Annotated in this window: 12 protein-coding genes; 7 read left to right on the top strand and 5 right to left on the bottom strand. The window is 72.4% G+C overall.

Translation table 11 applies throughout. From position 1 onward, the window contains the following. Positions 1-10: 10 nt before the first annotated feature. Positions 11-3,136 carry a hypothetical protein gene (locus ACYVM4_RS11195; protein WP_460668616.1) on the bottom strand — a complete coding sequence of 1,042 codons (3,126 nt, stop codon included), beginning with the start codon at positions 3,134-3,136 and terminating at the stop codon, positions 11-13. A 127-nt stretch (positions 3,137-3,263) separates the two neighbouring features. On the opposite strand from ACYVM4_RS11195, the gene ACYVM4_RS11200 reads away from it, so the two are divergent. The 5 genes from ACYVM4_RS11200 to purU all read left to right on the top strand — a co-directional run bounded on the left by ACYVM4_RS11200 (position 3,264) and on the right by purU (position 12,622). Beyond that, positions 3,264-6,674, top strand: coding sequence for a DEAD/DEAH box helicase (locus ACYVM4_RS11200; protein ID WP_460668617.1), 3,411 nt, complete (start codon positions 3,264-3,266; stop codon positions 6,672-6,674). A 200-nt stretch (positions 6,675-6,874) separates the two neighbouring features. Next, complete coding sequence (locus ACYVM4_RS11205) at positions 6,875-8,287, top strand: TY-Chap domain-containing protein (RefSeq protein WP_460668618.1); 1,413 nt, start codon at positions 6,875-6,877, stop codon at positions 8,285-8,287. Positions 8,288-8,495: 208 nt separating this feature from the next. Beyond that, complete coding sequence (locus tag ACYVM4_RS11210) at positions 8,496-9,734, top strand: benzoate/H(+) symporter BenE family transporter (RefSeq protein WP_368821711.1); 1,239 nt, start codon at positions 8,496-8,498, stop codon at positions 9,732-9,734. A 253-nt stretch (positions 9,735-9,987) separates the two neighbouring features. Next, positions 9,988-11,133 (top strand): VIT1/CCC1 transporter family protein, encoded by a 1,146-nt coding sequence (locus tag ACYVM4_RS11215; RefSeq protein ID WP_460668619.1) that lies wholly within the window; start codon positions 9,988-9,990, stop codon positions 11,131-11,133. Between the two features lie 622 nt (positions 11,134-11,755). After that, on the top strand, positions 11,756-12,622 hold the full coding sequence (gene purU / locus ACYVM4_RS11220) for a formyltetrahydrofolate deformylase (RefSeq protein ID WP_368821713.1): 867 nt from the start codon (positions 11,756-11,758) through the stop codon (positions 12,620-12,622). 34 nt (positions 12,623-12,656) lie between these two features. On the opposite strand, the gene ACYVM4_RS11225 is transcribed toward purU, so the two are convergent. From ACYVM4_RS11225 to ACYVM4_RS11240, 4 genes are all read right to left on the bottom strand, one after another. Continuing rightward, positions 12,657-13,721 carry a Gfo/Idh/MocA family protein gene (locus ACYVM4_RS11225; RefSeq protein WP_368821714.1) on the bottom strand — a complete coding sequence of 355 codons (1,065 nt, stop codon included), beginning with the start codon at positions 13,719-13,721 and terminating at the stop codon, positions 12,657-12,659. Between the two features lie 82 nt (positions 13,722-13,803). Next, the gene (locus ACYVM4_RS11230; RefSeq protein ID WP_460668620.1) at positions 13,804-14,700 is read right to left on the bottom strand and encodes an ATP-binding cassette domain-containing protein; all 897 of its coding nucleotides are present in this window, start codon (positions 14,698-14,700) and stop codon (positions 13,804-13,806) included. A 9-nt stretch (positions 14,701-14,709) separates the two neighbouring features. Continuing rightward, positions 14,710-15,810 (bottom strand): ABC transporter permease, encoded by a 1,101-nt coding sequence (locus ACYVM4_RS11235; protein WP_460668621.1) that lies wholly within the window; start codon positions 15,808-15,810, stop codon positions 14,710-14,712. Between the two features lie 26 nt (positions 15,811-15,836). Beyond that, a complete protein-coding gene (locus tag ACYVM4_RS11240) occupies positions 15,837-16,865 on the bottom strand; it encodes a substrate-binding domain-containing protein (RefSeq protein ID WP_460668622.1) in 1,029 nt (342 codons plus the stop codon). 190 nt (positions 16,866-17,055) lie between these two features. Here ACYVM4_RS11240 and ACYVM4_RS11245 point away from each other — a divergent pair, with 190 nt between their 5' ends. Continuing rightward, positions 17,056-17,796, top strand: coding sequence for a GntR family transcriptional regulator (locus ACYVM4_RS11245; RefSeq protein ID WP_368832411.1), 741 nt, complete (start codon positions 17,056-17,058; stop codon positions 17,794-17,796). A 62-nt stretch (positions 17,797-17,858) separates the two neighbouring features. Next, positions 17,859-18,776 (top strand): 5-deoxy-glucuronate isomerase, encoded by a 918-nt coding sequence (gene iolB / locus ACYVM4_RS11250; protein ID WP_460668623.1) that lies wholly within the window; start codon positions 17,859-17,861, stop codon positions 18,774-18,776. Positions 18,777-18,822 lie beyond the last annotated feature (46 nt).

The raw sequence follows: 18,822 nt of genomic DNA on the forward strand, positions 1-18,822 counted from the left end.
CGGCGGACGCTCAGCTCATCAGCTTGTCGACCAGCGCCTGGGCGAACTCCGGGGAGACGTCCCCGTAGTTGAGCGAGAAGTCCTCGTCCACCTTGGCGGGCAGCAGGCCCGAGCACAGCACGGCGGCGCGGGCGTAGAGACCGGCCAGCTCCGCCCCGATGGGCACGGACAGCAGCTCCAGCTCGGGGTCGTAGGAGACGATCGGCACCCCGGCCTGCCGGGCCGCGAAGTGCTTGCCGATCCCCGAGGCCACGAACCGCGCGTGGCCGGACTCGACGTCGGCCGGGGTGCGGAACGCGTACCGCGTCCGGTGGTGGTGGTTGATCCGGTACAGCCCGGGCCGGTCGCGGTCCTCGGTGGGCTCCCAGGTGGCGTCCTCGGGCACGAAGCGCTCGGCGACGCCGTTGTACTGCATCTCCGCGCGCCGCAACTGCTGCTCGACCTCCGACAGCGGCGGCAGGGTCTCCAGCATCGCGGGCCCGGCGTCGAAGACGACGTCGCACAGTCCCACCGGCAGCGCCTCCTGCAGCGTCCCGAGGTCCACGTCCTGCAGCAGGGTGGTCCCGTGGTCCTCCGGGGAGAGCACCACCACGGACGCCTCCTGCGCCGCGGCCGCCTCCGCGACCACGGCCTCCTTCTCCGGCGTCCAGCCGCCCGTGAGCAGCACGGAGCCGTCCACGAGCTGGGTGAGGGAGGGCCCGCAGACCTGCCAGCGCCGCACGGTCCAGTGCTCGTCGCGGACCACCTCGAGGAAGCCGAGGGCCTGCAGGTGGCCCACGAACCACTCCTCGAACCGCTCGGAGTCCTCCAGCTGACGTGCCACGATGGACAGGCTCGAGCGCTTGCCGCCGCCCAAGAAGGTCAGGGCGTCCCGGAACGGCGCCCAGGACGTCGGGTACTCCCCCTCGTCCGGGCCGATGAAGCGCAGCGCCTCCACGGACCCGGTGGAGGTGAGCGCGGACGGCTTGGTGAGCCGGCCCGGATAGCGCTTCTGCAGCCCGCACTGGGCGCACTGCCCGAAGATCCACGGCGCCTTCGCCTTGGGCTCCATGGCCGGCAGCACGATGCGGTGCCGGCCGGTGGCCAGGCAGGAGCGCCCCTCCGGCTCGGGCAGCGCGTTGGTGCGCTCGAGCAGCAGCTGCCCCTCGGAGGAGTGCCAGCCGGGGGCGCCGGGGACCTCGTGGTCCCCGGCCGCCTCCCGCGCGGGCAGGTTGTCGAACGCGCCCTGCACGTAGCGCTCGGGCAACTCCGCCACGATGCCCGCCGTGACGGGCCACAGGGGCTCCTCCTCGAGGTGCACCATCTCGCCCTCGTAGCCGAGGGAGCGCTGGGTCAGGTGGAAGGACGAGTCCCGGAGCTTGAACTCGCGGCGCTGCCGGACCGTGCGGCCGGCCTTGAGGACCAGGGTGTAGTCGTTGGGCTTGAGGGTCCGGTCCGCCCGCGCCATCGGCGTGCCGTGCAGCGAGATCTGGAACGGCGGGACGCGCCCCTCCACGAGCTTGGCCTTCTCGAGCTTGAAGGAGTGCGGGTTGCGCCACTCACACTCCACGGTCAGGGGCGCGTCCGTGTCCGAGGTGATCGTCACCTGCGGGGGGCGCAGCGCGGACCAGCGCACCACGTCGCCGGGGATCCGCAGACCGCCCGAGAGGGTCACGGCGGGCACCAGGCGGGGCACCAGGCCGGAGAAGTTGTCGTTGGCGGTGAGCTCCGGGTTGCCCGCGCGCAGCACCTGCACGTCGTCGAACATCACCCAGCCCTCGGCGAGGCCGTGGGAGCCGGCCTCGACGAAGCGGTAGTCCGGGGACGCGGAGTCGTCGAGGATCCGCTTGATCTGGGCGATCCACTCGGGCTCGTCCCGGACCATGATCCGGCACGGCCAGGCCGCGGGGATGTGGTCCACGGAGATGAAGGTGTCCGAGAAGCCGTCCTTCGCGAAGATGACGACGGGGCGCGGGCTGCGCTCGAAGCGCACGTCCCCGGCGCTGAGCCGCAGGGTCCCGCCCAGCAGCGATCCCGGGTCCATCCGCGCGGTGTAGGCGGAGACCCCCAGGAAAGCGTCCCCGATGAAGGACAGGAACACGGTGCGGGGCCCCGCCGTGGTCTCGAGCTCCACCTCCCGGCCGGAGAGGAAGCGCTTGGGCACCACGAAGCCGAGCTCGAACACGGGGTTGCCCACGTAGTCGGTGCTGTCCGTGAGGGACAGCGAGCACGACTTGACGGCGCTGCGGCCCGGCCCCCGGCCGTTCGCCCGGACCTCGGCGCGGGCCTGCTCGCGGGACTGCTCCCAGACGGCGAGCTCCGCCAGGGCGATCTCCAGACCGGGCTCGCGGGTGAGGGGGTTCGCCCAGACCTGCTTCATGGCCTTGGACGCCTTGGTCTCGGCCATGTCGAGCCAGAAGTCGAGGTAGACCCCGAGCTCGGCGGCGGAAAGGCCCTGGGCGGTGGTCATCCCCAGGTCCTCGAACATGCGGTGCAGCTGGCGGCGCTCGGCCTCGCCGAACATCGTCTGCGACAGCGCGAGCCCGACCGGCCGCTGGTTCACCGCGTACGCCGTGGGCAGGCCGATCTCGCCGTTGCGCAGCTCCAGCCAGTAGCGCAGCGCGTCCCAGTACGCCTCGGTGTCCTTCTTGAAGGAGGACTCGAGGGCCTTGGCGTTCTCCGGCCCGGCCTGCAGGAGCACGGTCAGGGGCAGGAAGAACGCGGACACGGACTTGTTGCCCGTCCGCGCGGCCAGGGTGGACATGTGCCGCCCGGCGAGGGCGAACAGTGCGAGCAGGGCGACGACGGGCGGCGGCGGGATCTCCGCGATGGAGTCCAGGCTGCGGCGGGTGGCGCGGTACCACAGGCCGTTGAGCCGGTTGAACACGTCGAACACCGAGCGCCGCCCGTCGCCGGTCACGAGCAGCGGGGTCACCGAGTCGGCGAGCGCCCGCAGGGTCGAGGGCCCGTCGAGTCCGCGCTCCTCACCGATCGCGGCGAGCGTCTTGTCGTCGAGGTCGAGGTAGATCAGCTCCCCCGCCCGCTCCGGACCGAAGAACGCCGCGCAGACGGCGTCGTTCCAGCGGAGGTAGGCGAGCTCCTCGGCGCTGTCGGCAATGGCATGGTCTCCGAGGCGGAGCCCAGCAGTGTCGGGCACGAGTCCTCCGTCCGCGGCCGCACGTGGGGCCGCTGTCGTCGTTCGAGGGGTCGCCTCGATTATAGAGAGCCCGCGGGAGCGCTCCGAACGCGCGGCGCCCGTCGCCCCGGCCCGATACGGTGGGACGATGCACTCCCCTCCTGGTCCCCTCGTGGACTCCCGGCGGCTCGTCGCCGCCTCCGGGCCCGCCGTCTTCCGCCGCGGCCAGGAGTACTTCCGCACCGGACGCGTGCGCGCCGTGCGGTGGTCCCCGCGCGCGGAGGGCGCCGGCAGCCTCTCCGCCGAGGTCGAGGGCTCCGGGGCGGTGTACTCCGTCTCCGTGCACGTCGGGGCCGGCGGCGCGCCGGGGCCCGCGTGGTGCAGCTGCCCGGCCGGGGGGTTCTGCAAGCACGCCGTCGCCACGGTGCTGCGCCACAACTTCGAGACCGCGGTCCGGGCCCACCAGCAGGGCGGGACCGCGGCGCCGGCCGGCGGCACCGCGCTCCCGGAGGGTTCCGCGTCCACGGTGGGCCCCGCGTCCACAGTGGGCCCCGCGTCCACGGTGGGCCCCGGGGCCGCGGTGGGCCCCGCGTCCGTGCGACGGGGCGGAGCGCCCGACTGGAAGGACGCCCTGACCGAGATCCTGGGCGGTCCGGGCCCCGCGGAACCGCCCGCCGAGGAGCCCGAGGGGGTGGCCCTGGAGTTCGACCTGCGCCGGGAGCCGTACCGGTACGTGCACGGCACGGGCCGCGCGGGCTCGCCGTGGCACCTCTACGTCCGCCCGGTGCGCCGGGGCCGGCGGGGCGGGTGGATCAAGGGCGGGCTGGACTGGGAGAGCGTCACCGCCGACGCGGGCCGGTGGTCGCTGAGCCCCGCGCAGGTCGACTGGTTCGACGAGCTCCGGGCACTGAGCGCCACCCGCTCCCCGTACGCGGTGCACGACCGGCACTGGATCCGGCTCGACTCCTACGCCTCCCCCCTGCTCTGGGGCATCCTCGCCCGGGCGGAGACCGCCGGGATCACCCTGGTCGGCCGGGAGCACGGGCTGCCCGTGACGGTCGAGGAGCCGGGGCGCTTCCACGTGGACGTGCTGCGCGGGCCCGGGAAGGACCTCGAGCTGCGGCCCACGGTGGACAGCGGCGGCCGCCGGATCGCCCTCGGCACCGCCCGGATCATCGGCGACCCCGGGCACGGGTTGTTCGCCCCGGACGGCGACCCGCAGGACGTCGCCGACACCGAGGACCTCAACGCCTTCCCGCTGCGCCTCGTGCCCCTGGCCACCCGGCTCACCCGCGAGCAGCGGCGGTTCCTGGACACCGCGGGCGGGCTGCGGATCCCCGAGGACGAGGTCGAGGAGTTCTTCGACCGCTACTTCCCGCGGCTGCACCGCAGCATGGACGTGGACACCGGGGACGGGTCCATCGAGCTGCCGCAGGTCGCCGACCCCGAGCTGGTGCTCACCCTGGAGCACCAGGAGCTGACGATCCGCGCCCGCTGGGAGTGGGAGTACCAGAAGGGCCACGACCGGATCCTGCTGCCCTTCCGCCCCGAGGACCCGCTCGCCGACGAGCCCGTGCACCGCGAGTCGTCCTGGGAGACCGCGGTCACCGCCGCGGTCCGGCACCGGGCGCCGGGCGTGGACTTCCGCCGCTCAAGCTACGTGGCGCAGGACGCCCTGGTGCTCGTGCGCGAGTGGCTGCCCGCCCTCGAGAAGGTGCCGGACCTGCGGATCGAGCACACCGGCGGGCGCCGGGCCTACCAGCAGATCGCCGACCCGCCCACCATCACCGTCAGCACCGCCGCCACGGAGCGCCGCGACTGGTTCGACCTGGGGGTGACGGTCAAGGTGGGCGAGTTCTACATCTCCTTCGCCGACGTCTTCCGCGCCCTCGACCTCGGCCAGGACGTGATGCTGGCCCCGGACGGGTCGTGGTTCTCCCTGGACCGCCCCGAGTTCGACCGGCTGCGGGAGCTCATCGCCGAGGCCCGCTCGCTGCAGGAGACCCCCGAGGGGCCGCTGCGGATCCACCGGCACCAGGCCGGGCTGTGGCAGGACTTCGAGGACGTCGCGACGGACACGGACCAGGCCGAGGCCTGGCGGGAGGGGGTGCGCTCCCTGCTCGAGCTCGAGTCCGTCGAGGCGCCGCCCGTCCCCGCGACCCTGCACGCCGAGCTGCGCCCGTACCAGCGCGACGGCTACTCGTGGCTGAGCGTGCTGTGGGACCACGGCCTGGGCGGGATCCTCGCCGACGACATGGGTCTGGGCAAGACCGTGCAGGCGATCGCCCTGATCTGCCGCGCCGTCGAGCGTGACCCGGACCTCCCTCCGTTCCTGGTGGTCGCCCCGACCTCCGTGGTGCCCAACTGGACGGCGGAGATCCGGCGCTTCGCCCCGTCCCTGCCGGTCGTGGGCGTGACCGACACCCAGGCCAAAGCCGGCACCGACCTCGCGGACTCCGCCGCGGGCGCCCGCGTGGTGGTGACCTCGTACACCCTGCTGCGCCTGGACGAGCCCGCCTACCGGGCGCTGCCCTGGGCGGGGGTGCTCCTCGACGAGGCGCAGTTCGTGAAGAACCCCCGGACCAAGGCGCACCGGGCCGCGAAGGACCTCGACGCCCCGTTCAAGCTGGCGATCACGGGCACCCCCCTCGAGAACAGCCTCGTGGAGCTGTGGGCGCTGCTGTCGCTGACCGCGCCCGGACTCTTCCCGTCCCGGCGGAAGTTCACGGAGACCTACCAGCGCCCCATCGAGCGCGGGGAGGACGCCGCCGCGCTCGCCCGGCTGCGCCGCCGCGTCAAGCCCCTCATGCTCCGCCGCACCAAGGAGTCCGTGGACCTCGAGCTGCCCCCCAAGCTCGAGCAGACCATCGAGGTGGAGCTCTCCCCCGCGCACCGCCGCATCTACGACACGCGCCTGCAGCGCGAGCGGCAGAAGGTCCTGGGCCTGCTGCGCGACCTCGACCGCAACCGGTTCACGATCTTCCAGTCCCTGACGACCCTGCGCCTGCTCAGCCTCGACGCGTCCCTCGTGGACCCCACGGCGGACGTCTCCTCGAGCAAGCTCGACCTGCTCTTCGAGCACCTGCCCGAGATCGTGGCGGAGGGCCACCGGCCGCTGGTGTTCAGCCAGTTCACGAGCTTCCTCAAGAAGGCGGCGGCCCGCCTGGACGAGCTGCGGATCCCCTACGCCTACCTCGACGGCTCGACGACGGACCGGGCCCGGGTGCTCGAGCGGTTCACGTCCGGTGAGGTCCCCGTGTTCCTGGTGAGCCTCAAGGCCGGCGGATTCGGGCTCAACCTCACCCAGGCGGACTACTGCTTCCTCCTGGACCCGTGGTGGAACCCGGCCACCGAGGAGCAGGCCGTGGACCGGACCCACCGCATCGGCCAGCAGAAGAAGGTCATGGTCTACCGACTCGTGGCGCGGGACACGATCGAGGAGAAGGTCATGGCGCTCAAGGAGCGCAAGGCCAAGCTGTTCACCGCCGTGCTGGACGACGACAGGATGTTCTCCAGCGCCCTCACCGCGGAGGACATCCGGGGCCTGCTCACGCCCTGACCTGCGGCTTCGTGCACCAGCTGGTCCGGGACCCGTCATCAGAGGGTCACATTCCACCGCACGTGCAGGGACCGGCGAGCAGGGACTAGCATCGGAAGTGCGTGGTGTCGTGCGGCGGCGTGGTGTCGTACGACGGCGCGGCCCCCTCGGCCCGGGCACCTTCCCCGAGCCGTTCCGACCATCCGACCGGAGGACCCTCCATGCCTCATGCCGTGGCGGGTCTCGCAGCGTTCGTGCAGCGCTATGGCTCGCTGATCCACGCGATGGCCGACCGCGGGATGACCCGCGGCCAGGTGCGGATGCGCTTCCAGCTGCTGTTCCCGGCGGAGTCCCCCGTCCTGCTGGACGCGGCCATCGCGCACCTGGGGCAGCGATTCCCGCAGGACGCCTCCGCCCCGGACGTCAACGACGGCGCGGTCGGCGCCGGCGTGTGGCTCGTCATGGCCCAGCACCTCGGCCTGGCCCCGGCCCCCGACTACGCGGCGCTGAACCTCAGCGCGCAGCTGGTCCGGGACGTGACCGGGCTGCTCGCGGCGTCCGACGCCGACGGTTCGCTCACCCGCCGGGCCCTGGGCCTGATCGGGGCGGCCCAGCAGCACTGCGCCCAGAAGTCCTCCTGCCACCCCCTCAGCGCGCACAGCTACGAGATCGCGCGGCTGGGACTGTGCACGGAGTCCGACTTCCTGTGCGCGCTCGCCCACCACTGGCCCGCGCCCGAGCGCATCGTCTCCCAGCGCCTGGGCGGAGGGCGGTGGGACGTGGCGCTCGAACGGATCGGACTGCGGGCCGGCGCGGAGCCCGCCCTCGAGCACGTCTTCACGGAGGAGGAGTACGCGACCGCCGTGACGGCGTTCCTCTCCCACTGCCGCAGCACCGGCCACCACCCGACCACGGCCCGCTACGGCCGGTGGGTCGTCGAGCAGGAGGCGGGCAGCACCCCCCGGCCCTACTTCGACGGCGTCCGCCGGTTCTTCGGCTCCTGGGAGGAGGCCATGCGCTTCGCCTCCGCCCGCCAGCCGGTCGGGGAGTCCTTGGGGGACGGCTTCGCCGACACGAGGACCTGGTCCGACCTGGCCACGCCGGAGGCCCAGGAGATGCTGGGCCGCGCCGGCATCGGCGTGGTCCTGCCGGACGCGGTCACCCCGGTGGCCGGCGAGGACGTGTGGGAGGACCTCCGCCGGCTGATCGCCACGGTGCTCGCGCGGCTGCCCTGGAACGACTTCCTCGTCGTCGAGTACGAGCGCGACGACGACCGGTCGGAGGCGCCCGTCGCGTGGGCCGGGGTCGGCCCGCACGGCGTGGAGTGCGCCGTGCTCTCGGGCGGGCAGCTCACGCACGCGGCCTGGCCCGTGGACGCCACCTTCTTCCACGAGGACGAGTGGAACGAGCCCACGGGCTGGGACCAGCCGTGGACCACCGCCCCGCTGGGCTTCCCGGAGGCGGCGCAGAAGCTCGTCGAGGGCCTGCGCTTCGGCTGGGGCTGCGCCGACCCGTACCGCTTCCACTGGGGTGTGGGCTCCTTCCCCGCGCAGACCCGGGACGAGGCCTCCGTCATCGCCCCCGACCGACGGCAGTGGCGCTCTCCGACGGCGCCGGACACCGTCGACTCCTGAGCCCCACCGGCCGACTCATACGCCGGACGCGGGGAATCATGCAGGACTGATATTTATCCCAGGGAGGGCGGCGTCCTAGGCTGGCACGGTCCGCTGTTCCGTCCCCGGTGCGGTCATCCGGTTCCGGCAGCCCGTTCTCCCGCCGGCTCCTGCCGTCCGGCCCTGTCATCCGGCCCTGTCGTCCCACTCTGCCCTCCAGGAGCACCCCATGAGCCGCCACGTGCCGAGCACCACCCGGCAGACCGGGCAGCCGGGCCGCGGCCTCGTGCGGGACTGGTCGGCATCGGCGACCCTCGCGGGATTCGTGGCCGTGGTCGTCTCCTACTCGGGGCCCGTGCTCGTGGTCCTCGAAGCCGCCCGGGCGGGCGGGCTCGGGCCGGAGCTCACCTCCTCCTGGCTGTGGGCCGTCTCGGTCGGCTCCGGCATCACGTGCGTCCTCATGAGCCTGTGGACCCGCCAGCCCGTCATGGTGGCGTGGTCCATCCCAGGGGCGGCGCTGCTCATCACCTCCCTCGGCAACTACTCCTTCTCCGACGCGGTGGGCGCCTATGTCGTCACCGGCGTACTGGGCCTGCTCCTGGGCGTGACCGGTCTGATCGGCCGGATCCTGGCCGCGGTGCCCAAGCCCATCACCGCCGCCGTCCTGGCCGGTGTGCTGTTCCCCTTCTCCATCAAGGTGGCCGCGGCCGTCGTCGAGAACCCGTGGGTGGCGGGCGCCCTCGTCCTCGGCTACCTCCTGGGCCGGCGCTTCCTCCCCCGCTACGCCGTCTTCGCCGCACTGGGCCTGGGCGTGCTGACGGCTCTCCTCCGGGGGCGGATCGAGCCCGTGGCCCTGGACCTGACCCTCACGCAGCCGGTGCTGACCGCGCCCACGTTCTCGTGGGAGGCGATCGCCGGGATCAGCATCCCGCTGCTGATCGTGACCGCGGCCGGGCAGAACGCCCCCGGACTGGCCATGATGGACACGGCCGGCTACGCCGTCCGGGACCGCCTGCTGCTCGGAGCCTCGGGCGTCGCGTCGGTCGCCTTCGCGCCCTTCGGCAGCCACGCCCTGAACCTCGCCGCCGTGACCGCGGGCATCGCGACCAGCCCCGAGTCCCATCCGCACATCGGCCGGCGCTACGTGGCCGGCGTCTCGTGCGGCCTCTTCTACATCCTCTTCGGCCTGTTCGCGGACACCATCGTCGCCGCGTTCTCGGCGATCCCCCCGGGCATGATCACGGCCCTCGCCGGCGTGGCCCTGCTCGGTGCGCTGCAGGGCTCCTTCTTCGACAGCATGCACCCCGGCCGGCACCAGCCGGCGGTCATCGAGGCGGCGCTCATCACCCTGGTGGTCACGGTCTCCGGGATCGCCCCCTACGGCATCGTCTCCCCGTTCTGGGGCATGCTCGCGGGCATCGCGGCGTACGCGATCCTGCGCCGCCCCGCGGCGGCCGGATCCGGCTGAGCGCCCCGCACGGCTTCGGTGCACCGAATCCCGGGGCCGCCGCCGCGGGTCTACACTCGTCGGGAAGCGAAGGGGAGTAGTTCCCGGGTGCCGTGCACCCGTCGGTCTGTCGCCATCCCGGTCTCGACGAGGAGTCCCGGCAGCCCACCCGTTCCCGCGGGCGAACGAGACCTTCCGGACCACACTGCACCCCCTGGTCGGACCCCGCGCGCCCCGTGCCGCCCCGGTCCGCACCGGTTCCGAGGAAGGCCCCATGACACCCGCACCCGACGCCCACTCCCCCGCGCCCCGGGGAGACCCCGCCCGCCCGATCCGGCCCGACCGCGGGCAGATCCGCCGCTGGCGCAAGTACCTCGCGGAGGAACGCGCCGAGGCGCGGATCTACCGCCTCCTCGCCGCCCGCAGCACCGGCCGGGAGCAGGAGATCCTGCACCAGGTCGCCGAGGCCGAGCAGCGCCACGCCGAGCACTGGGTCCGGCTGCTCGGCCGCCACGCGGAGGCCGAGGCCCGGCCGTCCCTGTACTCCCGGCTGCTGGTCTTCCTCGCCACCCACTTCGGCTCCGTCTTCGTCCTGGCCCTGATCCAGCGCGCCGAGAGCCGCTCTCCCTACGAGCGGGAGGAGGACGCGTCCGACGCCATGGCGGCCGACGAGGCGGTGCACGAGGAGATCATCCGCGCCCTCGCCACCGAGGGCCGGCACAAGCTCTCCGGCAACTTCCGGGCGGCGGTCTTCGGCGCCAACGACGGCCTCGTGTCCAACCTCGCACTGGTCATGGGCGTGGGCGCCACCGGCACCTCTCCTGGGATGGTGCTCTTCGCGGGGATCGCCGGCCTGCTCGCGGGCGCGCTCTCCATGGGGGCCGGGGAGTTCGTCTCCGTGCGCTCGCAGCGCGAGCTGCTCGACGCCTCCCAGCCGACCCAGGTGACGCTGCACGTGGCACCGAACCTGGATCTGGACGCCAACGAGCTCGTGCTGATCTACCGGGCCCGGGGCATGAGCGAGGAGGCCGCCGAGCACCGCGCCGCGGAGCGGCTGGGCTTCTTCGAGTGCGACTGCGACCCCTCCCGGTCGTTCCGCGACACCGTCGAGGACGAGCCGGAGCCGCACTCCACCATGGCCCTGGGCACGGACCTGGGGGCCGCGGGGTCCAGCTTCTGCTTCTTCGCCTCCGGGGCGATCATCCCGATCCTCCCGTACCTGCTGGGTCTCACGGGTGTCCCCGCGATGCTCGTCGCCCTCGTGCTGGTCGGGTTCGCCCTGCTGGTCACGGGAGGCCTGGTCGGCCTGCTCTCCGGGGCCTCCCCCTGGAAGCGCGGTCTGCGCCAGCTGGCCATCGGCTACGGCGCCGCCCTGGCCACCTATCTCCTCGGTCTGCTGTTCAACACGAGCGTCGCCTGACCCGGCTGCCGGGCGCCACCGAGGCCACCGGGCGCTGTCCTCACTTCCGGGGACAGCCGGGACGATCGGCGGACCGGGCTGCGGAAGGCCCGGCCACGAACAGGCCGGTCGGAGCCGGATTCTCCACGGTTCCAGCGGCCCGGGGTCCGGTGGGCCGGCCCACGACGGCCCACCGGCCGGGCGTTCGCGGCCTGCCCCCGAGAATTCCCTGGGGAAACCGGGTGCGGACGCGGTGCCGCTTCGGATAAGGTTGCGATCGTGGTGAGAACCACAGCAATGGGGGAAATTGCACGGGTCGGACCGATTCGGACGCACTGGGGGGTGCACCGTCTGCGGCATCCGTGTTCTGAAAGCCGCTCAGCCCACGGCTCTCCTCTGTTGAGGCGTTCAACGCCTGCCGATGGCCGCGGGTCCTCCATGGGAGGCGCATCTCTCCCCGCGCCGGGCGGACTCCTACCGCCCGTTCCCGCGGCCATCGGTCTACACCGCACTCCCGTCCCGGCCGCCCTGCACGGCACGCGGCCCGGGTCCCCTGCGCGCTGGGGCTAGGATCGGAGGGCCGCGCCCGTCGTCGAGACCGGACCGCGCGGCGCACCCGTCACCAGCGCCGAGGAGCCCGCCCATGCCCGCCCAGGGGACCGTCGAACACGTCCTGACCGTCCACTGCCCCGAGGCCCACGGGCTCGTGAGCGCCATCACGTCCAACCTGACGCAGCAGGGCTGCGACATATTCGACGTGAAGCACTTCTCCGACCGTTTCACCGACGAGTTCTTCATCCGCTGCCACACCGTCAGCGAGGCCGGCACGGCCACCGTCGAGTCCCTGACGGAGGGCTTCGCCCCGGTCGCGGAGCAGCACGACATGCGGTTCCGGCTGGTCTCCGTGCAGCGCCGGACCCGGGTGCTCGTCATGGTGTCCCGCTTCTCCCACTGCCTCACGGACCTCCTGCACCGCACCCGGATCGGCGAGCTGCCCATCGAGATCGTGGCCGTGGTCTCCAACCACCTGGACCACAAGAGCCTCGTGGAGTGGCACGAGGTCCCCTTCCACCACATCCCCGTCACGGCCGAGACCAAGCCGCAGGCCGAGGGCCGGATGCTCGACCTCGTGGACCGCTACGACGTCGAGCTGGTCGTGCTGGCACGCTACATGCAGGTGCTCTCCGACGAGCTGACCCGCGAGCTGTCAGGGCGGTGCATCAACATCCACCACTCGTTCCTGCCCTCGTTCAAGGGCGCCAAGCCCTACCACCAGGCCTACGCCCGGGGCGTGAAGATGGTGGGGGCCACCGCCCACTACGTGACCGCGGACCTCGACGAGGGCCCGATCATCGCCCAGCGCGTCATGCCCGTGGACCATGCCCACACCCCGGCGGACCTCGTGGCGGTGGGCCGCGACGCCGAGATGCAGGCACTGTCCCGGGCGGTGAAGTGGCACGCCGAGGGCCGCGTGGTGCTCTCCGGCAACCGCACCATCGTCCTGGTCTGACCCGGACCCCGCGCAGCGGGGGGCCCGGGCGCGCTCACGCGCGGGCCGTGCGGCGGACCGCGTGCGCCGAGTCGCCGGATGTCCCGAGAGGCTCCACCCGGACCGCGGCGCCCGTCTCGAGCGAGCGCTGCGCGGCGTCGGCCACCCGGGAGGCGGCCACGGCGTCACGGGCCGTGCAGGGGCTCGGGATCTCCCCGCGCACCACCCGCACGAACGCCGCCATCTCGCGGCGGTAGGCCTCGGCGAAGCGCTCGTGGAACGTGGTGTGCGGCGGTCCGGCCGGGAACCCGACCCCGGGCTCGGCCGAGCGCAGGGCCATGTGCTCGTCCATCCCCACGGCCACCGAACCCTTCGAGCCCTGCAGCTCGAGCCGCACGTCGTGGCCGGCGCCGTTGTAGCGGGTCGCGGCCACGGTGGCCACCGTGCCGTCGTCGAGGGTGAGCACAGCCAGCGCGGTGTCGACGTCGCCCACCTCGCCGATCCGGGGGTCCCCGCGGTTGGACCCGCGGGCGTACACCTCGACGACCTCGCGGCCGGTGATCCACCGGAGGACGTCGACGTCGTGCACGGAGCAGTCCCGGAACAGCCCTCCGGACGTCGCGAGGAACTCGACGGGCGGCGGGGTCATGTCACCGGTCACGGCGCGCACGGTGTGCAACCAGCCCAGCTCGCCGGCCGCGTAGAGCTCCCGGGCGCGGACGTAGCCGGGGTCGAAACGGCGCTGGTGGCCGATCTGGACCACGCCCTGCGATCGTTCGATCTCGTCGAGGAGGGGCAGCGCCTCCTCCACGGACAGTGCCACCGGCTTCTCGCAGAAGACCGGCAGACCCGCCGCCAGACCGACCCGGATCAGCTCCGGGTGCGTGGCCGTGCCGGTCGCGACGACGAGGCCGTCCACGCCGTCGTCGAGCAGCGCCCGGACCGTGGGCATCGGCACCGCACCCGTCCGGCCGGCCACGGCGACCGCCTGCTCGGGCACGGCGTCCGTGAGGCTCAGCCGCACCGCCGGCTCGCCCCCGGGATCACGCAGGGCGGCGAGGTGAGCGGCGTGCATGGCGCCGATGCGGCCGGCGCCGATCAGCCCGATCCGGACGGTCATGGCAGAGTTCCTCTCGGCAGGGGGCGGTGCTGTGGGACCGGTCCCGCACCCCGAGCCGTCAGGGTGCGGGACCGGGGTCTGTTCAGGCGCGGGGGCGGGCCTGGGACTCGGCCATGTCGGCCTTCACCTGCTGCATCTGGGTGGTGTGTCCGCCGAGCTGCTCGAGTTCGTGGGTGAGTTCCTCCAGCTCTGCGCCGCCGGCCATCTGGGCGGTGAGGTCTCCGAGCAGGATGTCCTTCTTCTCGTGGTAGCCGATGGACCTGCCCCGCTTGAGCAGCAGGAACCGGTCCCCCACCGGGTAGGCGTGGTGCGGGTTGTGGGTGATGAACACCACGCCCAGGCCGCGTTCCTTGGCCTGGAGGATGTAGCGCAGCACCACCCCGGACTGTTTCACGCCCAGGGCCGCGGTGGGCTCGTCGAGGATGAGCACCTTCGCCCCGAAGTGCACCGCGCGGGCGATGGCCACGCACTGGCGCTCACCGCCGGACAGTGTCCCGATGGGCTGGTCGACGTCGCGCAGGTCGATGCCCATGTCGGCGAGCTCGGCCTTGGTGGTCTCCTTCATCCTCGCCACGTCCAGGCGCTTGAACGGGCCGAAGCCGGTGGTGAGCTCGGAGCCGAGGAAGAAGTTGCGCCACACCGGCATCAGCGGGACCACGGCCAGGTCCTGGTAGACGGTGGCGATGCCGGCGTCGAGGGCCTGCCGCGGGGAGGTGAAGGTGGTCTCCTGCCCGTTGACCCGCAGGGTGCCGTCGGTGTGCTGGTGGAGCCCGGCGATGATCTTGATCAGGGTGGACTTCCCGGCCCCGTTGTCGCCGAGCACGCAGGTGACCTTCCCGGCCTCGACGGTCATGGTGACCTCGCGCAGGGCGATGATGTTGCCGTAGCGCTTGCCGACGTTCTCCAGCTCCACCAGTGAGGCGGGGCCGTCGCCGGCAGCGGCGTGGGCGCCGGGGGTGGTGTGCGGTTGCGTGGTCATGGCGGTCACCTATTTCCTCTCCACGCGCTTGCGCACGTACATGTTCACGATGGTGGCCAGCAGCAGCATCAGGCCCAGGAAGAACTTGAACCAGTCCGGGTTCCACTCGGCGTAGACGATGCCCCGGGAGGCGATGCCGAAGATCAGCGCGCCCAGGGCCCCGCCGATCGCGGAGCCGAAGCCGCCGGTGAGCAGGCAGCCGCCGATCACCGCGCCGATGATGTAGAGGAACTCGTTGCCCACGCCCTCCCCGGACTGCACGGAGTCGAAGGCGAAGAGGTTGTGCATGCCCAGCAGCCAGCCGCACAGGCCCACGCCCATGAACAAACCGATCTTGGTGCGCGCCACCGGGACACCCACGGCGCGGGCGGCGTTCTCGTCCCCGCCCACGGCGAAGATCCAGTTGCCCACCTTGGTCTTGAGCAGGAGGAACGTGGCGACGGCGACCAGGGCGATCCAGTAGAACACGGTGATCCGCACGTCCACGCCGGCGATGGTCACCGAGGAGGCGAAGACCGCCTTGGCGGAGGCGAAGCCGTCCATGGTGCTGATCGACGGGGAGGAGACCGAGCCGCCGATCAGCCGGGTCAGGGCCAGGTTCAGCCCGGTGAGCATCAGGAAGGTCGACAGGGTCACGATGAAGGACGGCAGCTTGGTGCGCATCAGCAACCAGCCGTTGATCAGCCCGATCGCCAGGGAGGTCGCCAGGGCCACGCCCACCCCGACCCAGACATTGAGACCGAAGTACCAGCTGGACATCGAGGCGGCCAGCGCGGAGGTGATCACCGCGACACCGGTGGAGAGGTCGAACTCCCCGCCGATCATCAGCAGCGACACCCCGACCACCATGATCCCGATGGTGGAGGCCCCGTAGAGGACGGTGGAGATGGACTGGGCCTGGGTGATCGAGGGGGCGGCGATCGCGAAGAACAGCGCCACCACGATCGCCCCGACCAGGGCCCCGATCTCGGGGCGGGCCAGGAAGGTGCCCAGCAGGCCCTTGGTCTGGATCCGCTCGTCGGCCGGGGCCGCGGCGGTCGGCGTGGACGCAGCCCCGGAGGAGCCACGGTCCGGCGCGGGTGCGGCGGCCGGTGTGCGAGTAGAGGACATCGTTTTCTCCTGGTTCGCGGGCCCGCTCAGCGGATGCCCTCGTTGGCGTACTCGAGGACGTCCTCGGCGTTGGCCGAGTCCACGACGGCGGGACCGGTCAGCGTCGGCCGGCCGCCGCCGATCTTGAAGGCCCCGCGGTGGTTCTGCCACAGCGAGTCCACGGACATGTAACCCTGCAGCCACGGCTGCTGATCGATGGTGAACAGCACGTCGCCGTCGACGATCGCCTGCGCGAGATCGCCGTTCATGTCGAAGGACGCCACCGTCGCGTCGCTGCCGGCCGAGTCCTTGGCCTCGAGCAGGGTCATCGTGTACGGCGCCCCGAGCCCGATGATCGAGTCGGCCTCCGCCGAGGTCTGCAGCTTGGCCGTGGCGGTGGAGGACACCTGGGTCATGTCGGTGCCCTGCACGTAGAGGATCTCCGTCTCCGGCAGCGCCTTCTTCACACCGGCGCACCGGGCCTCCAGGCCCACGTGGCCCTGCTCCTGGATCACGCAGATCGGGTGCTGCAGTCCTTCCTCCTTGAGCCGCTCCCCGGCGGTCTCACCGGCCAGCTGCTCGTCGGAGCCGAAGTGCGCGAACGCGCCGAGCTCGGCGAACTCGTTCTCGCCCGCGTTGAGGGTCACCACCGGGATCCCGGCCTCCTCCGCCCGCTGCAGCACGTCCCGCAGGGCGTCGGGCTTGGCCAGGGTCACAGCGATCCCGTCGACGTCCTGGTCGATGTACTGCTGCACGAGCTGGGCCTGCCGCCCGCCCTCGGGATCGGAGGCGTAGAGGAACTCCACGTTGTCCTTCGCCGAGGCCTCCTCCGCGCCCGCGCGGATCCGGTCCCAGAACGTGTCACCCGGAGCCGCGTGCGTGATCATGGCGACCTTGATCTGCTCGGTCCGGGCCACCTGACCGCCACCACCCTCACCCGCGGCCGTGGTCTCCCGGCCGCCCTCGGACGAACAACCGGCCAGCACCATGGCCGGGGCCAGCAGTGCGGCGGCCGCCAGGAAGCGCCGGGGCGCCCTCGGCCGCGGGATCTCGGGGGAAACACGTCGTGCAGTCATGGGAGTTCTCCTCGTGTCGCTGCGGGGCCGCGCGCCTCCAGGCGCCGCCTCGGCCGTCCGCTTGGGGATCATCCTGGGTGACCCGGATCACAGATGTCAATAGAATGTATGGACATATTCACATCTCTGCGTTCACAATTGAGGAAGTCGGCGGTCCCGCCCGCTCGGTTCCACCCCTTGGAGGTCCACCATGTCCGGCCCACTCCGTCTCACGGTCGACAAGACCTCCCCCGTGCCCCTCTACCACCAGGTGGCGCAGGGGCTCGAGGACGCGATCCGCAGCGGTGAGCTGCCCCCGGGAACCAAGCTGGACAACGAGATCGACCTCGCCAACCGGCTCAACCTGTCCCGCCCCACCATGCGCAAGGCCATGGACCAGCTCGTCCGTGCCGGCCTGCTGGTGCGCAAGCGCGGCGTGGGCACCCAGGTGGTGGGCAGCCAGGTCCGCCGCTCGCTCGAGCTGACCAGTCTGCACGAGGACCTCCAGCGCAGCGGAGGCAGTCCCAGCACGGACGTGCTGGACTTCGCACGGGTCCCCGCCGACGACGAGGTGGCGCTGCTGCTCGGCATCGCGCCGGGCGACGAGGTCTACCACCTCGTGCGCCTGCGCGGCACGGACGGCGAGCCGCTGGCCCTCATGGAGAACTGGATCCCCTGCTCGCTGTGCGAGCTCACGCGCGAGCAGCTCGAGCAGGAGGGGCTGTACTCCTTGATGCGCGGCCAGGGCGTCAACTTCCAGCTGGCCCACCAGCGGGTGGGCGCGGTGTCGGCCGACGCGTTCCAGGCGGAGCAGCTGGGCGTCGAGCCGGGTGCCGCGCTGGTCAGCATGCACCGCACCGCCATGGACGACCTCGGCCGGCAGGTGGAGACGGGCCGGCACGTGTACCGGGCCGACAAGTACACCTTCGAGCTCACCCTCGTCCAGCGCTGAGCACAGGAGCGCTCCGACCCGAGACCACCGCACGACGACGACACCGGAAGGCACACCGACCCATGCACACCGACAGCTCCCGCCCCGAGTGGGTCCACCCCAAGGACTCCGCAGCCCAGGACGGCTGGTTCGTCTCCCTGGGCGGCCACGACTCCGCCACCGAGGTCCCCGGCTGGGCCCACACCGGGCTGCGCGTGGCCGACCTCGGCCCTGGTGAGCAGATCACCCTGGACGCCGCCGAGGAGGAGCGCATCGTGGTGCCCCTCGCGGGCAGCTTCACCGCCGAGACGAACGGTGAGAGCTACGACCTCGCCGGCCGCGCCTCCGTCTTCGCCGGCCCCACCGACGTCCTCTACACCGGGATCCGCCGGGACCTGACCGTGTCCACCGCCACCGGCGGGCGGGTGGCCGTGGCCTCGGCGCCGGCTCGCGCGGAGCACCCGACGCGGCTCGTGAGCCGCGAGGAGATCCCGGTGGAGCTGCGTGGCGCGGGCAGCTGTTCGCGGCAGGTGCACAACTTCGGCACGCCCGCCGCGCTCGAGGCCGACCGGTTCATCGTGTGCGAGGTGCTCACCCCCGCCGGCAACTGGTCCTCCTACCCCCCGCACAAGCACGACGAGGAGAAGGACGGGGAGACGGCGCTGGAGGAGATCTACTACTTCGAGACCCAGCTCGCCGAGGGCATGCCCGCCCCGGTGTCCGGCGGCACCGATCCCATGGGCTACCAGCGGGTCTACGCCTCGGACGACCGCCCCATCGACGTCAGCGCCGAGGTGCGCTCGGGCGACGTCGTCCTGGTGCCCTACGGCTGGCACGGGCCCGCCATGGCGGCCCCCGGCTACGACATGTACTACCTCAACGTCATGGCCGGGCCGGGCCGGGTGCGGGAGTGGCTGATCAGCGACGACCCCCACCACGGCTGGATCCGCCGGACCTGGGACGAGTCGGCCGTCGACCCGCGGCTGCCCTTCGGCCGCTGAGCACCCTCGACACCGCCCGTGCAGAAGGGCCCGCCCCTCGGGGGGC

This window comes from Kocuria himachalensis (genome assembly GCF_054784195.1).

Bases quoted from the DNA above. Each gene is read 5' to 3' on its own strand.
- ACYVM4_RS11200 (WP_460668617.1), top strand. From the start codon at position 3,264: ATGCACTCCCCTCCTGGTCCCCTCGTGGACTCCCGGCGGCTCGTCGCC.
- ACYVM4_RS11205 (WP_460668618.1), top strand. From the start codon at position 6,875: ATGCCTCATGCCGTGGCGGGTCTCGCAGCGTTCGTGCAGCGCTATGGC.
- ACYVM4_RS11210 (WP_368821711.1), top strand. From the start codon at position 8,496: ATGAGCCGCCACGTGCCGAGCACCACCCGGCAGACCGGGCAGCCGGGC.
- ACYVM4_RS11215 (WP_460668619.1), top strand. From the start codon at position 9,988: ATGACACCCGCACCCGACGCCCACTCCCCCGCGCCCCGGGGAGACCCC.
- purU (WP_368821713.1), top strand. From the start codon at position 11,756: ATGCCCGCCCAGGGGACCGTCGAACACGTCCTGACCGTCCACTGCCCC.
- ACYVM4_RS11225 (WP_368821714.1), bottom strand. From the start codon at position 13,721: ATGACCGTCCGGATCGGGCTGATCGGCGCCGGCCGCATCGGCGCCATG.
- ACYVM4_RS11230 (WP_460668620.1), bottom strand. From the start codon at position 14,700: ATGACCACGCAACCGCACACCACCCCCGGCGCCCACGCCGCTGCCGGC.
- ACYVM4_RS11235 (WP_460668621.1), bottom strand. From the start codon at position 15,810: ATGTCCTCTACTCGCACACCGGCCGCCGCACCCGCGCCGGACCGTGGC.
- ACYVM4_RS11240 (WP_460668622.1), bottom strand. From the start codon at position 16,865: ATGACTGCACGACGTGTTTCCCCCGAGATCCCGCGGCCGAGGGCGCCC.
- ACYVM4_RS11245 (WP_368832411.1), top strand. From the start codon at position 17,056: ATGTCCGGCCCACTCCGTCTCACGGTCGACAAGACCTCCCCCGTGCCC.
- iolB (WP_460668623.1), top strand. From the start codon at position 17,859: ATGCACACCGACAGCTCCCGCCCCGAGTGGGTCCACCCCAAGGACTCC.